This window comes from Microbispora sp. KK1-11 (genome assembly GCF_006874435.1).
Taxonomy (GTDB): Bacteria; Actinomycetota; Actinomycetes; order Streptosporangiales; family Streptosporangiaceae; genus Microbispora; species Microbispora catharanthi.
The window spans coordinates 40,027-52,514 of the sequence record NZ_VIRJ01000002.1 but is presented as its reverse complement, the minus strand read 5'-3'; the positions used below and the strand labels follow the sequence as shown (position 1 = coordinate 52,514).

General features: G+C 72.0%; 11 protein-coding genes. 5 read left to right on the top strand and 6 right to left on the bottom strand.

What is annotated here, in order from left to right:
• Positions 1 to 3: 3 nt before the first annotated feature.
• Entirely contained in the window at positions 4 to 2,067 is a 2,064-nt protein-coding gene (locus tag FLW16_RS03145; protein WP_142557428.1) for a prolyl oligopeptidase family protein, read from the bottom strand.
• 301 nt (positions 2,068 to 2,368) lie between these two features.
• Between FLW16_RS03145 and FLW16_RS03140 the strand changes: the two genes are divergently transcribed.
• From FLW16_RS03140 to FLW16_RS03130, 3 genes are read left to right on the top strand one after another with little or no spacing between them, the layout of a single operon-like run.
• Entirely contained in the window at positions 2,369 to 2,878 is a 510-nt protein-coding gene (locus FLW16_RS03140; protein WP_142557426.1) for an HNH endonuclease, read from the top strand.
• Positions 2,879 to 2,889: 11 nt separating this feature from the next.
• Positions 2,890 to 3,705 (top strand): GNAT family N-acetyltransferase, encoded by an 816-nt coding sequence (locus tag FLW16_RS03135; RefSeq protein ID WP_142557424.1) that lies wholly within the window; start codon positions 2,890 to 2,892, stop codon positions 3,703 to 3,705.
• Between the two features lie 51 nt (positions 3,706 to 3,756).
• Positions 3,757 to 3,981, top strand: coding sequence for a zinc ribbon domain-containing protein (locus tag FLW16_RS03130; protein WP_142557422.1), 225 nt, complete (start codon positions 3,757 to 3,759; stop codon positions 3,979 to 3,981).
• Between the two features lie 68 nt (positions 3,982 to 4,049).
• Here the strand turns inward: FLW16_RS03130 and FLW16_RS03125 are convergent, their stop codons facing one another.
• On the bottom strand, positions 4,050 to 4,544 hold the full coding sequence (locus FLW16_RS03125) for a YafY family protein (RefSeq protein ID WP_030509607.1): 495 nt from the start codon (positions 4,542 to 4,544) through the stop codon (positions 4,050 to 4,052).
• A 615-nt stretch (positions 4,545 to 5,159) separates the two neighbouring features.
• Between FLW16_RS03125 and FLW16_RS03120 the strand changes: the two genes are divergently transcribed.
• The gene (locus tag FLW16_RS03120) at positions 5,160 to 5,633 is read left to right on the top strand and encodes a hypothetical protein (RefSeq protein ID WP_142557420.1); all 474 of its coding nucleotides are present in this window, start codon (positions 5,160 to 5,162) and stop codon (positions 5,631 to 5,633) included.
• Between the two features lie 48 nt (positions 5,634 to 5,681).
• Here the strand turns inward: FLW16_RS03120 and ilvD are convergent, their stop codons facing one another.
• Together ilvD and FLW16_RS03110 are read right to left on the bottom strand one after the other, a co-directional pair.
• Entirely contained in the window at positions 5,682 to 7,520 is a 1,839-nt protein-coding gene (ilvD, locus tag FLW16_RS03115) for a dihydroxy-acid dehydratase (protein WP_142557418.1), read from the bottom strand.
• Between the two features lie 110 nt (positions 7,521 to 7,630).
• Positions 7,631 to 8,410, bottom strand: a complete 780-nt coding sequence (locus tag FLW16_RS03110) for a nuclease-related domain-containing protein (protein WP_260614824.1) — start codon at positions 8,408 to 8,410, stop codon at positions 7,631 to 7,633.
• A gap of 195 nt (positions 8,411 to 8,605) precedes the next feature.
• Here FLW16_RS03110 and FLW16_RS03105 point away from each other — a divergent pair, with 195 nt between their 5' ends.
• Entirely contained in the window at positions 8,606 to 10,033 is a 1,428-nt protein-coding gene (locus FLW16_RS03105; protein WP_142557414.1) for an amidase, read from the top strand.
• Positions 10,034 to 10,040: 7 nt separating this feature from the next.
• Here the strand turns inward: FLW16_RS03105 and FLW16_RS03100 are convergent, their stop codons facing one another.
• Together FLW16_RS03100 and FLW16_RS03095 are read right to left on the bottom strand one after the other, a co-directional pair.
• A complete protein-coding gene (locus FLW16_RS03100) occupies positions 10,041 to 11,012 on the bottom strand; it encodes a hypothetical protein (protein ID WP_142557412.1) in 972 nt (323 codons plus the stop codon).
• 9 nt (positions 11,013 to 11,021) lie between these two features.
• Positions 11,022 to 12,488, bottom strand: coding sequence for a DUF2207 family protein (locus FLW16_RS03095; protein ID WP_142557410.1), 1,467 nt, complete (start codon positions 12,486 to 12,488; stop codon positions 11,022 to 11,024).

The window sequence follows — 12,488 nt, the reverse complement described above, 5'->3', positions numbered from 1 at the left end:
GCCTCAGCCGACCTTCAGGCCGGTGTGCCGGGCCAGGAACGCGAGCTGGTCGGCCGAGAGCTCGACCGATCGGCTCACGGCCCGGGCGCCGTGCCCCACCTCGGTCTCGTTGCGCAGCAGGATCGGCCGGTCGCCCGCCTGGGCGTGCTGCAGGGCCGCCGCCATCTTCCACGCGTGCAGCGGGTGGACGCGGGTGTCGGAGGCGAACACCGCGAACAGCGTGGCCGGATACGACACCCCCTCGCGCACGTGGTGGTACGGCGAGTAGCCCCACAGCCAGGCGAACTCCTCCGGCACGTCGGCCGAGCCGTACTCGACGTTCCAGGTCGCCCCGAGGCCGAACTTCTCATACCGGATCATGTCGAGCAGCGGGGCCATGCAGACGACGGCCGCGTACAGGTCGGGGCGCTGGGTGAGCCCCGCGCCGACGAGCAGGCCGCCGTTGGAGCCCCCGGAGATGGCGAGCCGGTCCGGGCTTGTGACACCGGTGGCGATGAGGTGCTCGGCCGCGGCGTGCAGGTCGTCGAAGACGTTCTGCTTGTTGCCGAGCATGCCGGCCCGGTGCCACTGCTCGCCCTCCTCGCCGCCGCCGCGAAGCTGGGCGACCGCGTAGACGCCGCCCGCCTCGACCCACGCCAGCGTCGTGGCGGAGAACCCGGGGTTCATCGGGACACCGAAGCCGCCGTAGCCGTACAGGATGGTGGGACGGGGCCCGGATCCGGGGCGTGAGGTGACCAGCATGTGCACCTCGGTGCCGTCCTTGGACCGGTAGACCACCTGCTCGGTCGTCGCCTCGGGCACCTCCACCGCCCCGGGAGGCGCCTCCCAGAGCGAGGTCTCGCGGGTCAGCGCGTCGTAGTGGTACACCGCGGTCGGAGTGATGCCGTCGGTGTAGCTGAACCAGGCCTCGTGCCCGCCCTCCGGACGCTCGAAGATTCCCCCGATCGAGCCGAGCCCCGGCAGCGGGACCTCGCCGATCCGCTCGCCGGTCTCCAGGGCGTGGACGGAGATCTCGCCGATCGCGTGCCGGGTCCAGCCGACGAGCAGGACCGGCTCGGCCATGCCGTCGAGGATCGCGAAGTCGGACAGCACCGCCTCGGCGTCCTCAGGGATCAGGTCGCGCCAGTGCTCGGGGCCGGGCGTCTCCGGAGAGGTGACGCAGACCCGCCCGCGCGAGGCGTCGAGGTCGGTGAAGACGTAGAGCCGCCCGTCGCGGCCGAAGTGGAGCCCGGTCTGGGCGTCCACGTCCTGCTGTACGGTGACCAGCTCCGGCGCCTGCGGCGACGAGGCGACCAGGTCGGCCACCCACAGGTCGTTGCGCGGCGCGGTCCCCCGCGAGGCGGAGACCGACAGCCATCTGCCGTCGAGCGAGACCGACACTCCGTAGTAGTTGGTCTTCTCCAGCCCGTCACCGAAGATCAGCACGTCGTCGTCGGTGGAGGTGCCGACGCGGTGCAGGTAGACACGGCGGTGGTACTGCTCCTCGCCGGCCGGGACCAGCGAGGGCGCCAGCCTCCGCACGTAGTAGAACGCCTCGCCGCCGGGCAGCCAGGCCACGGGGGAGTAGCGGCAGCGGTCGATCGGACCCTCGACGATCTCTCCGGTCGTCACGTCGACGACGTACAGGCGCGACTCCTCGTCGCCGCCGATCGAGATCTGGTACGCCAGCCGGTTGCCCTCCTTGTCCGGCTGGTAGGAGTCGAGCGTGGTCAGGCCCGAGGGGTCGAGGGCGGTGGGATCGAGCAGCACGCGCTCGCCGTCTTCGTCCGCGACGTACAGGACCGGGTGCTCCTGGTCGGGCGCCCGGCGGGTGAAGAAGCGGCGTTCGCCGCGCCAGGACGGTGTCCCCACCGACCCGGACCGCAGCAGTTCGGCGATGCGCTCGCGGAAGTGGTCGCGCCCTTCGAGTTCGGCGGACCGGAACAGGGTTTCCTGCGCGTCCAGCCACTCCTTCGTCGCCGGATCGTCCGGATCCTCCAGCCACCTGTACGGGTCGGGGACGGGCGTTCCGTGGAGATCGTCGACGATGTCGTCACGGCGGGCTGGCGGGTACGGCACTCGGCTCATGCTGGCACTTTAAATCAGCCGGGCGACTGCGACGGTACATCGTCCGTACCCGGCCAAGACGGGAATAAAGGGGTGAACAGCTGGGCATAGAAGCAGCAGGCGTTCCAGTCGTTCACCTCACGGACCCTCTTTATGGGGTGGCGAAGGGGCCGCCGAAAAGGCCACACTTTGGTGAAGGGCGGTGCCGTGGTGACGATCCGCTGGGCCGTCCGGCGGAGGTCCCTGTGACGGAAGCACCCGGGTCCCAACCGACGGGGCCACAACCCAGGCGCACAGCCGAGACCGCTGTGGAGGCCGGCTGATGCGCCAAGTCCTGCTACTCAACGCCACATACGAACCGCTGACCACGCTTTCCCTGCACCGGGCCGTCATCCTGGTGCTGAGAGAGAAGGCGGACGTCGTCCACCGCGACGGCCGGGGCGCGGTCCTGCGCTCGGCCACCCGCACGCTCGACGTCCCGTCGGTGATCCGGCTGCGGCGTTACGTCCGCATTCCCTACCGGACGCGCATCCCGCTCACCCGGGCGGCGCTGATGCGCCGGGACAACTTCCGCTGCGCCTACTGCGGCCAGCGGGCCGAGACCATCGACCACGTCATCCCGCGGTCCCGGGGAGGCCCCCACACCTGGGAGAACTGCGTCGCCTCGTGCATGCCGTGCAACCACCGCAAGGCCGACAGGCTGCTGGAGGAGATCGGGTGGGCGCTGAGCGTGGCCCCCGTGGTGCCGCACGGCGCGCACTGGCGGCTCATCGGCGCGCAACTCGACGGCGATCCGCAGTGGGCGCCCTACCTGTCGGAGACGGCGGCCTGACGGATGACGTCATGAGGTGGACGATCACCGCCGACGTGGAGGAGTACGCCGCGGCGGCCGAGTCCTGGCTGCTGCGCGATCCCGTCCGCAACACGGTCATGCTGACCGTGCTGCGCGGGATCCGCGGCGGCCAGTTCACGGCCGATCCCCTGCTGGCCTGGCTGGAGGACGGCGAAACGGTGGCGGGGGCGGCCTGCCAGACACCGCCCTACCCGCTCGCGCTGGGCGACGTCCCGCTCGCGGCGCTTCCCCTGCTGGCGCGCGACCTGATCGAGATGGACCACGACGTGCCCGCGGTCGGCGGTCCTGTGACCGTCGCCGAGGCGTTCGCACGCGCCTGGTGGCGGCCGGAGACGCGCCGCCGGGCCGAGCGGCTCTACCGCCTCGGTGCGCTGCGGGCTCCCTCCGCGCCGGGGAAGCCCCGCGTCGCAGGCCCCGACGACCTGCCGACGGCCGTGCGCTTCTTCCAGGAGTTCCAGCACGAGGCACACGTCGAGCGCACGGCCGATCCCACTCCGGTCGTCGCCGCGCGCATCAATCGCGAGGAACTGATCTGGTGGGAGGACGACGACCGGCCCGTGTCCATCGCCGGGGTCTCCGCGCCGATCGCCGGCATGTCGCGAATCGGGCCCGTCTACACCCCGCCCGATCTGCGCGGGCGCGGGTACGGCAGCGCCGTCAGCCACGCGGCCAGCAGGAAGGCGCTCGACGACGGCGCCACCGAGGTGCTGCTGTTCACCGATCTCGGCAACCCCACCTCGAACTCGGTCTACCAGCGGCTCGGCTACCGGCCCATCGCCGACTACGCCACCATCCACTTCACCTGAGGTGGTTCCCGGGGCGCTCGCGGTCGCCGCGCGGGGCCGTAATCTGGACGCATGCCTCGCTATGACTACCGTTGCCGCGCGTGCGGATCGACGTTCGAGCTCAACCGTCCCATGGCGGAGGCCGGCGACCGGGCGGTGTGCCCCTCCGGCCACGACGACACCGTGAAGCTGCTGTCCACCGTGGCCGTCACGGGCAGGGCGTCCGGGGCTCCCGCCGCCCGTCCCTCGGGTGGCGGGGGCGGCGGTTGCTGCGGCGGTGGCTGCTGCGGCGGCTGATCTGTCCGAGCCGTGTCCGGCGGTCTTGCGGCCCGCGGGCGTGGGCGCCACGCCCGCGGGCCGCGGCGTCAGGCCGCGGAGGGGCGACTGGCCCGCGAGCGCCGTTGGAACGGCAGGTAGCGCTGCGGCAGGTGGGCGCGGGCCGGCAGGTCGGTCGGCTCGACCGCCAGGATGCGGTCGAAGCGGAAGGCCCTGATCGACCGGCGCATGCGGCACCAGCCCACCAGGTACCAGAACTCGCCGTGGACCAGGCAGGTCACCGGCTCGACGTCGCGGACCGTCATCCGGCCCGCGGCGTCGTGATACTGGATGCGGATCACCAGGCGCGCGGTGATCGCGTTGGCCACCGCACGCGCCCGCCGGGCGACGTCGGTGGGCAGCGGGGTGGTCAGGGTGGTCAGGGTCGTGGCGATGACGTCGTCGTCCAGATCGAGGTGCTCGAAAGCGTGGCGCAGACCGCGCCGGGCGGTGACCGACTGCGGGCCGGCACCGAGGTGAGCGAGCGACAGGGCGAGGGCGGCGAGTTCCTCGGCGGTCAGCGAGTGCCGAATGACGTTGGCCATACCTCGACAATAACGACGAGGACTGACATTTTTCCGAACGCGTGCTCGGGAAGAGCGATAGGTTGGCCTGTCCTGCCGGTTATCGTTTCCTGTCCGGGACGCTTGACCTCCGGCGTGGAAAACCGCGCTTTCCACCCATGCCTGCCACTGTAGCTTCTCCACGGCCGCCTCGATTTGAAGGACCATCGGAGACCGCCTGGCGGCTCGCCCGAGGCCTGGCCGGACGTGTGCCCGGTCGTGGTGGACGACGCGGGCCACGCCGGCGGCGACGCCATGCGCCGCGAGATCGGGGCGGCACCGGACGGCCTCGCGAGCGCCGCGGGCGGATGACGCGCTGAAACTTTCACCGGCCGGGCTCCGCCCGGAAAGCACGGCGAGCCGGGTATTCGAAACATTTCGCCGAATCGCTCGTCGAATTCCCGCGATCGCCGCTGCGTATCGGATTTCGGCTGGGGAATCATCCGGCACCGCGTTTCGGGCCCTGGGCGGAGCGCCCTTTCAGCCGGCGCGACGTTCCGGCCTGCCGAAAACGCGGGTGATTGACCGTACCTGAGGGAGGTGGTGCATTCGCTGTGGATGATTTCAAATGCGGGAGAAGGGACACCAATGTTCGCTGTGACTCCAGCCCGGAGGATGCTCGCGCTCGGTGCGGCGCTCGTCACGACCGGTGTGCTGAGCGTGGCGCTCGCGCCCAGCCCTGCCATGGCCGGCACCGTCACCCTGCAGGCCACGGTGGACTGCCTCAACTACAACAGTTTCGGAGACACCAGGGACTGGTATCCCATCGCCCCGGCCGTCGGCGCCTCACCGTACGGCGGAGGTGGGGCGGTGCCCTACAGCAGCATGGTCGCGGTCCCGGCCACGCACTCGTGGCAGTTCGCACAGACGCTGCCCAGTGGGACGACGTCCGTCAGCGTCTCCGCCAGGTGCAGCGAGGGCCATACGTACGACCTCACCGGCTCCACGGGCGGCGTCAGCATTCCCGCGGGAACCACCACCGTGACCGCCACCTGGGGCTGCACGACGGCCCCGGTCTATCCCGGTCCGTGGATGACGAACTGCAGCGTGCAGTCGGTTTCCTACAGCTGACCGGTATGAACACGCGGGGCCGCCTCCGGCGAGGCGGCCCCACACGACCTATCGGGAGAGCTGGGACAAATCGCGGGATGCGCCGGTCGAGGCCGAGGTGGTCAGCGCGGCGTACGCCTGCAGGGCGGCAGACACCGGGCGCTGCCGGTCACGCGGCCGGTAGCCGCCGAGGTCGGCCAGCAGCCGCTCGCGGCGGGCGGCCAGCACGTCCTCGGCCACCTTGAGCTCGATCGAGCGGCCCGGGATGTCGATCTCGATGATGTCGCCGTCCTCGATCAGGGCCATCGTGCCGCCCTCGGCGGCCTCGGGGGAGGCGTGGCCGATGGACAGGCCCGACGTGCCGCCCGAGAAGCGGCCGTCGGTGATCAGCGCGCACGCCTTGCCCAGGCCCTTGCCCTTGAGGAAGCTCGTCGGGTAGAGCATCTCCTGCATGCCCGGGCCGCCCTTGGGGCCCTCGTAGCGGATGACGACCACGTCGCCGGCCTTGACCCTGCCGCCGAGGATGCCCTCGGAGGCCTCCTCCTGCGACTCGAACACGACCGCCGGGCCCGAGAAGCGCCAGATCGACTCGTCCACGCCGGCCGTCTTGACCACGCAGCCGTCCTGCGCGATGTTCCCGTACAGCACGGCGAGGCCGCCGTCCTTGGTGTACGCGTGGTCGAGGTCGCGGATGCACCCCTCGGCGCGGTCGAGGTCGAGCGACTCCCAGCGGGCGTCCTGCGAGTACGCCTTCACCGTGCGCACGTTGCCGGGCGCCGCGTGCCACAGTTCCACGGCCTCGTCGGTGACCTCGGGGGACTTGGGGTCCCACTTGGCGATGTACTCCGCGATGGAGGCGGAGTGGACGGTCGGCAGGTCGCGGTGGAGCAGGCCGGCCCGGTCCAGCTCGCCGAGGATTCCGGGAATGCCGCCCGCCCGGTGCACGTCCTCGACGTGGTACTTCATCGTCGCGGGGGCGACCTTGCACAGGCACGGCACCCGCAGCGACAGCTCGTTGATCTCCTTGAGCCCGAAGTCGACGCCCGCCTCGCGGGCGGCGGCCAGGATGTGGAGGATCGTGTTGGTCGAGCCGCCCATGGCGACGTCGAGCGCCATCGCGTTCTCGAACGCCTCGCGGGTGGCGATGCTCCTCGGCAGGACCGACTCGTCGTCCCCCTCGTAGTAGCGCCGGGCGAGGTCGACGATCTGCCGTCCCGCGTTCTCGAACAGGGTCTTGCGGGCCTTGTGGGTGGCCAGCGTGGTGCCGTTGCCGGGCAGGGCCAGGCCGATCGCCTCGGCGAGGCAGTTCATGGAGTTGGCGGTGAACATGCCGCTGCAGGACCCGCAGGTCGGGCAGGCGTTCTCCTCCATCTCCAGGAGCTCGGCGTCCGACACGCTCGCGTCGGCGGAGGCGATCATCGGGTCGATCAGGTCGAGCTTGCGGCCGGGGACCTTTCCGGCCTCCATCGGGCCGCCGGACACGAAGATCGTGGGAATGTTGAGCCGGAAGGCGGCGAGCAGCATCCCGGGCGTGATCTTGTCGCAGTTGGAGACGCAGACCAGCGCGTCGGCGCAGTGGGCGTTGACCATGTACTCGACCGCGTCGGCGATCAGTTCGCGGGACGGCAGCGAGTAGAGCATGCCGCCGTGGCCCATCGCGATGCCGTCGTCCACGGCGATCGTGTTGAACTCGCGCGGGATGGCCCCCGCCTCGCGGACCGCGCCGGCCACCACGTCGGCGACCTCGCGCAGGTGTACGTGGCCGGGCACGAACTGGGTGAAGCTGTTGGCCACCGCGACGATCGGCTTGCCGAGGTCGCTGCCCGCTACGCCCGTGGCCCTGAGCAGCGCGCGGGCGCCGGCCATGTTCCTGCCGTGAGTGACAGTGCGGGACCTGAGAGCGGGCATCGAGGGACCCCCATCCGGAGACTACTGAGTCTTCAAATGGTACGGCCAGCGCCCGGCTGCCGAGACCCGCTGTCCACGACTCGGGACGTGTCCACTCGGGATACGTGTGTCTACTCGGGATACCGCGCGGGCAGCACGCGTTCGGCGGCCCGGTAGATCGCGTCGATCTCCGCGGTGGTGAGCGACCTCTCCCGCTTGGTGATCCACTTGCGCACCAGCCCGCCGGAGAAGACGTCCACCTCGCGGATGTTGAGGATGCGCCACGGGATCGGCGGCCCGTAGATGGCCAGGGACGGCACCACGGTGATCTCCCGGCCCAGCGCCTTGCTGATCAGGTCGCTGGCCTGCGCCGCCTCCCACCGGGCCTCGTCGAGCCGCGGCTTCTGGTTGAACGGGCCGTGGAAGAGCTTGCGGTGCGACTGGACCCGTACGGGCAGCCGCTTGTCCCACTTCTCCGAGTCCACCGCGTACACGCCGGTGGGCCCGACCACCAGGTGGTCGATCTGCGCCTCGCTGCCGGGGATGGCCCTGGCGTGCAGCGTCTTGTACCCGTTGCGCTCCAGCTTCTTGAGCTGGGCCTCCGTCTGACGCTCCGCCGCGGAGGCGCGCCGCCACGCGGGGATGGAGGAGACCGTCCTCGCCCGGTAGACGGCGTCGGCGACGCACGCGAGGATGGCCGCGGTGAGCCCGAGCCGCCAGCTGCCGAAGAGCACGCCGAACACCACACCCGCCGCGACCGCGATCACGGCCCGGCGGCGCAGGTGGCGATATCGCGTGTCCTGCCACAGGCTGCTCAGCGACGTGCGCTCGACCGGAGCGTACGTGGGAGACGCCGGCGCCTCAGGTGGCGCCGAAGGGCGTTCCGCCTGCTCTGACGTTTGGTCACCCACCCATATAGGTGACGTATCGTGACCGTCTTCTGGCGCTAGACCGGTATCCACATCACTCACGGTAGTTGAGCCGTCAGCGGCTTGCCTAGTGTTGGATGGTTCATACTTTTGTGGCCTGCTTGAGCCGATTCGTTGCGCGGAAGTGCGGGTATCTTCTCTAGATATCCGCGGCCAGGAGGCCTACCGTTCGGTAGCGTGGCGCACATTCACGATCTTACCGCCCTTGAGCAGGCGGCAGCCGTACGTACGGGTGAACTTTCTCCTGTCCAGATCACCGAGCACTACCTGGAGCGCATCGAGCGGCTCAACCCCGGCCTGGGGGCGTTCGTCACGGTGACCGCCGAACGGGCCCTGGCCCAGGCCCGCGAGCAGGAGGCCCGGCTCGCCGCCGGCGACGCGGAGGACCTGCCCCCGCTGCTGGGCGTGCCGATCCCGATCAAGGACCTCAACTTCGTCAAGGACGTGCCGGTCTACTTCGGCTCGGCCACGTACGAGGGGTTCGTCGCGCCCGCGGACGACAGCATGGTCGAGCGCCTCCGGGACGCCGGCACGATCATGCTGGGCAAGACCAGCACCCCCGAGTTCGGGATGCCCTGCTACACGGAGACCTACCTGCACGAGCCCACCCGCACACCGTGGGACACCACGCGGTCGGCCGGGGGATCGAGCGGGGGAGCGGGGGCCGCCGTCGCGGCCGGTCTCGCGCCCGCCGCGCAGGGCAGCGACGGCGCGGGCTCGATCCGCATCCCCGCCTCCGTCTGCGGCCTGTACGGCATCAAGCCCAGCCGCGGCCGCATCTCCGCGGCCCCGATCATGCCCGACCTCGCGGGGCTGTCGACCAACGGGCCGCTGGCCAGGAACGTCGCCGACGCCGCGGCGCTGCTGGACGTCATGGCCCACAACAATCCCGGCGACCTCTACCACGCCCCGGCGCCGGCGCTCGGGTCGTTCTCGGCCTACGCCGGGCGGGACCCGGGCCGCCTGCGGATCGCCAGGTTCGCCACGCCCGCCGTGCCCGGCGCGGAGGTCCATCCCGACGTGCTGGCGGCGTACGAGAGCGCCTCGGCGGTGCTGGAGTCGCTCGGCCACGAGGTGGAGGAGATCGCGCCGCCGTTCGGCCCGGACGTGGTGCCCGAGTTCGTCAAGATGTGGTTCAGCTTCTCCTGCATGCACCCCGTGGCGGAGGAACTGGAGCCGAAGCTGCGCCCGCTCACCGCGTGGCTGCGCGAGCGCGGCCACGCGATCTCGGCCCCCGAGTTCCTCCAGGCGCAGTCGACGCTCCAGCTCGCCACCCGGTTCGCGCTGCTCGTGACCGACGCCTACGACGCGGTGCTCTCGCCGACCGTCACCCAGCCGCCCGTGCCCGTGGGCTGGTTCGAGGACGTCGAGTCGCCCGAGGAGACGTTCGAGCGGATGATGCGCTTCGCGCCCTTCGCGGCCATCTACAACGTGAGCGGCCAGCCCGCGGTGAACCTCCCGCTCTACTGGACGCCCGACGGCCTCCCCATCGGCGTCATGCTGGCGGGCAGGTACGGCGACGAGGGGACGCTCATCTCGCTGTCGTCCCAGGTGGAGGCGTCGGTCGGCGGCTTCTGGGGGGACCGCAGGCCGCCGGTCTGGTGACGGACGGCTAACCCCGCAGCAGGTCGACGACGTACGCCGAGACGTCGGCGAGCAGCGTGGCCGGCCGCACCGGCGCCGCCGCGACGGCGGAGAACAGGGCGGGAAGTCCCGGCAGCGGGAAGCCGTCGTCGGCGGTGACCGCGGCGGCCGCCTCGTGCTTGGCCAGCGCGGCGCGGCTGCGCTCCCACGCCTCCAGCACCTCCTCCGGCGACGGCACGCCGAAGCCGTGGCCGACCGGGGCGGCGTGGCGCAGCCGTACGAGCGGGGTATCGGCGAACGCCAGCGCGATCCGGCAACGGGCGGACAGGCCGTCGAGGTCCGGCACCCAGTCGAGGGCGGGGCAGGGGGTGCGGCATCGGCCCGCGCAGGTGGCGAGGGCCCCCGCCACCTGGCTGTGCTGCCGGTCGAAGTAGGCACGCCAGCCCGAGGGCGGCTCCACGGCCACCCGCAGCGTCCGCTCGGCCGCCGACCGCTCCGCCCTCGTGTGATCGCACTCGCGGTCGGGCATGACCCCGAACCGGCTGCCGGGGGCGCGCAGGCCCTCCGGCCAGCGAACCGGGTCGCCCGCGTGGCCGAGCGCGGGCTCGAAGGCGAGCAGCGGGAGATACTCACTGCAGATGTGCACGGCCGCGATCATCGAGCTGAGCTCGCGCCGCCGCCAGCGGGCCTCGACGACCTCGAGGAGCAGCGCGTACGCCGGCCGCAGCGAGTCGAGCGCGCCGCGCGGCTGCTCCCTCGGCGTCTGCGGCATGTGGCACGCGCGGGCGCGCCTGCGCAGGTCGGCCGGCACCGTCTGGGCGTCGATCTCGGCGTGGAAGTCCTCCGCGTCGAGGGTGAGCAGCCGCTGGCCGAACTCGCAGACCGACGCCACCAGGGCCGCCCGCCCGCCCTCCCCGAGCACGGCCGGCGCGAGCGCGCCGACGTCGCCGAACGAGTACCTCCCGGCCAGGGCGATCAACAGGTCGTGGGCTGAGTGCACCCGACGACCCTACTCAGGGCGGCGACGGTCGTCCGCCGGGCCGTCCCACGTGGGCGGCGGGCGGTCGGGCAGGACGCGCACCTCGCCGAGGTTCTCCGGCGCGTCCACCAGATGTTCGCCGGTGTCGTCGTAGGTGGCGGCGTCCCGCAGGCGCGAGCCCTCGATCACGTCGATCCGCCTGATCCAGCCGAGCCTGCGCCCCGCCGCGGCCCGCACCCTGTCGCCCTCCCGAAGGGGGCGCCACATCTCCTCGCTCAGGCACATGGCCCTGACCTCGCGGGAGCCCCCTTCGTCGATCGCGCACCAGTACGTCCACTTGGCGGTGTCGTTCGCCTTGCCGCCGTCCTGGAAGCGGCGCAGCCGCACGATCTGTCCCTCGACGGTCGCCGGGCCGCCGAGGTCGGCGATCGCGTAGACGACCGGCAGGCCGGCGACCGCGAGGCCCGCGGTGAGGGCGGCGGGCAGGACCAGCCCGTCCGGCCACACGCCGAACGCGGCGGCGACCACCAGGAGGATCCAGGTGAAGAATCCGGCGAACCAGCCGGCCGCGAGGCCCCGCAGGATGGTCGCCCCCGGCGGCCGGCCCCACAACAGGCGTGCGGGGTAGCGGACGTTCACGACGTGCCACATCCCGCCGTAGTCGGACCAGGCCCGGTTGTCGTCGGCCGGGGTGCTGACCGGAAGGCTCCTGACGGCCCGTGGCGCGAGCCCGAGCGCGGCGGCGTACGCGAGGTGGCGGCCCCAGATCGCGACCGAGGCGGCGGGCTGCTCGGCGAACCGTCCGGTCGCCCGCAGGTGTTCGCGGACGCCGAGCCAGTGCGCTGCGGCCCTGGCCCCCTCGGCCGTGCCGCGCTCCCCGTTCAGTCTGCCCATCAACGCCACGAGCAGGGCGAAGGACACGATCGCCGCGCCGGGCCCGCCGTCGTGGTTCCCGCGGGCGTCGTCGGCCGCGACCGCGATGCCGATCGCCGCGGCGGGGACGGCCGCCGCCGCGCCGAGGAGCAGCGCGTGGGCGCGGCTCCAGCGCGGCCGGGACAGGCCCTGCTCCCGCGCCTCGACGATCACCTTCTTGCGGAAGCTCTTCCACCACCGGCCCAGGTCGCGCGAGCCCTCGGCCAGCGCCCCCGTCGCCACCACGCCGTCGACGGCCAGCGCGCGCACGTGGTCGTAGACGAGCCGCTCGTACGGCCTCAGGCCGCCCGGCTCTCCACGCAGCCGTACGAGGGACAGCTCGGGGCCGATCTCCTCGACGGCCACGACGCCCCTGGCGGCCAGGTCGAGCAGGGTGGCGGAGGCCGCCTCGTCGCACAGCCGCCAGTCGCCGGTGATCAGGTCGACCACCGCGGGGGACTGCCCGGCGAGCTCCCCGGTGGCCGGCCCCGGCTCGACGTCCGGGTTCCTCGTCGCCACGGCGAGCGCGAGCAGGAGCAGCAGCCACAGGCCGGTCGCCGCCGCCGCGGCCATCCAGAAGGCCAT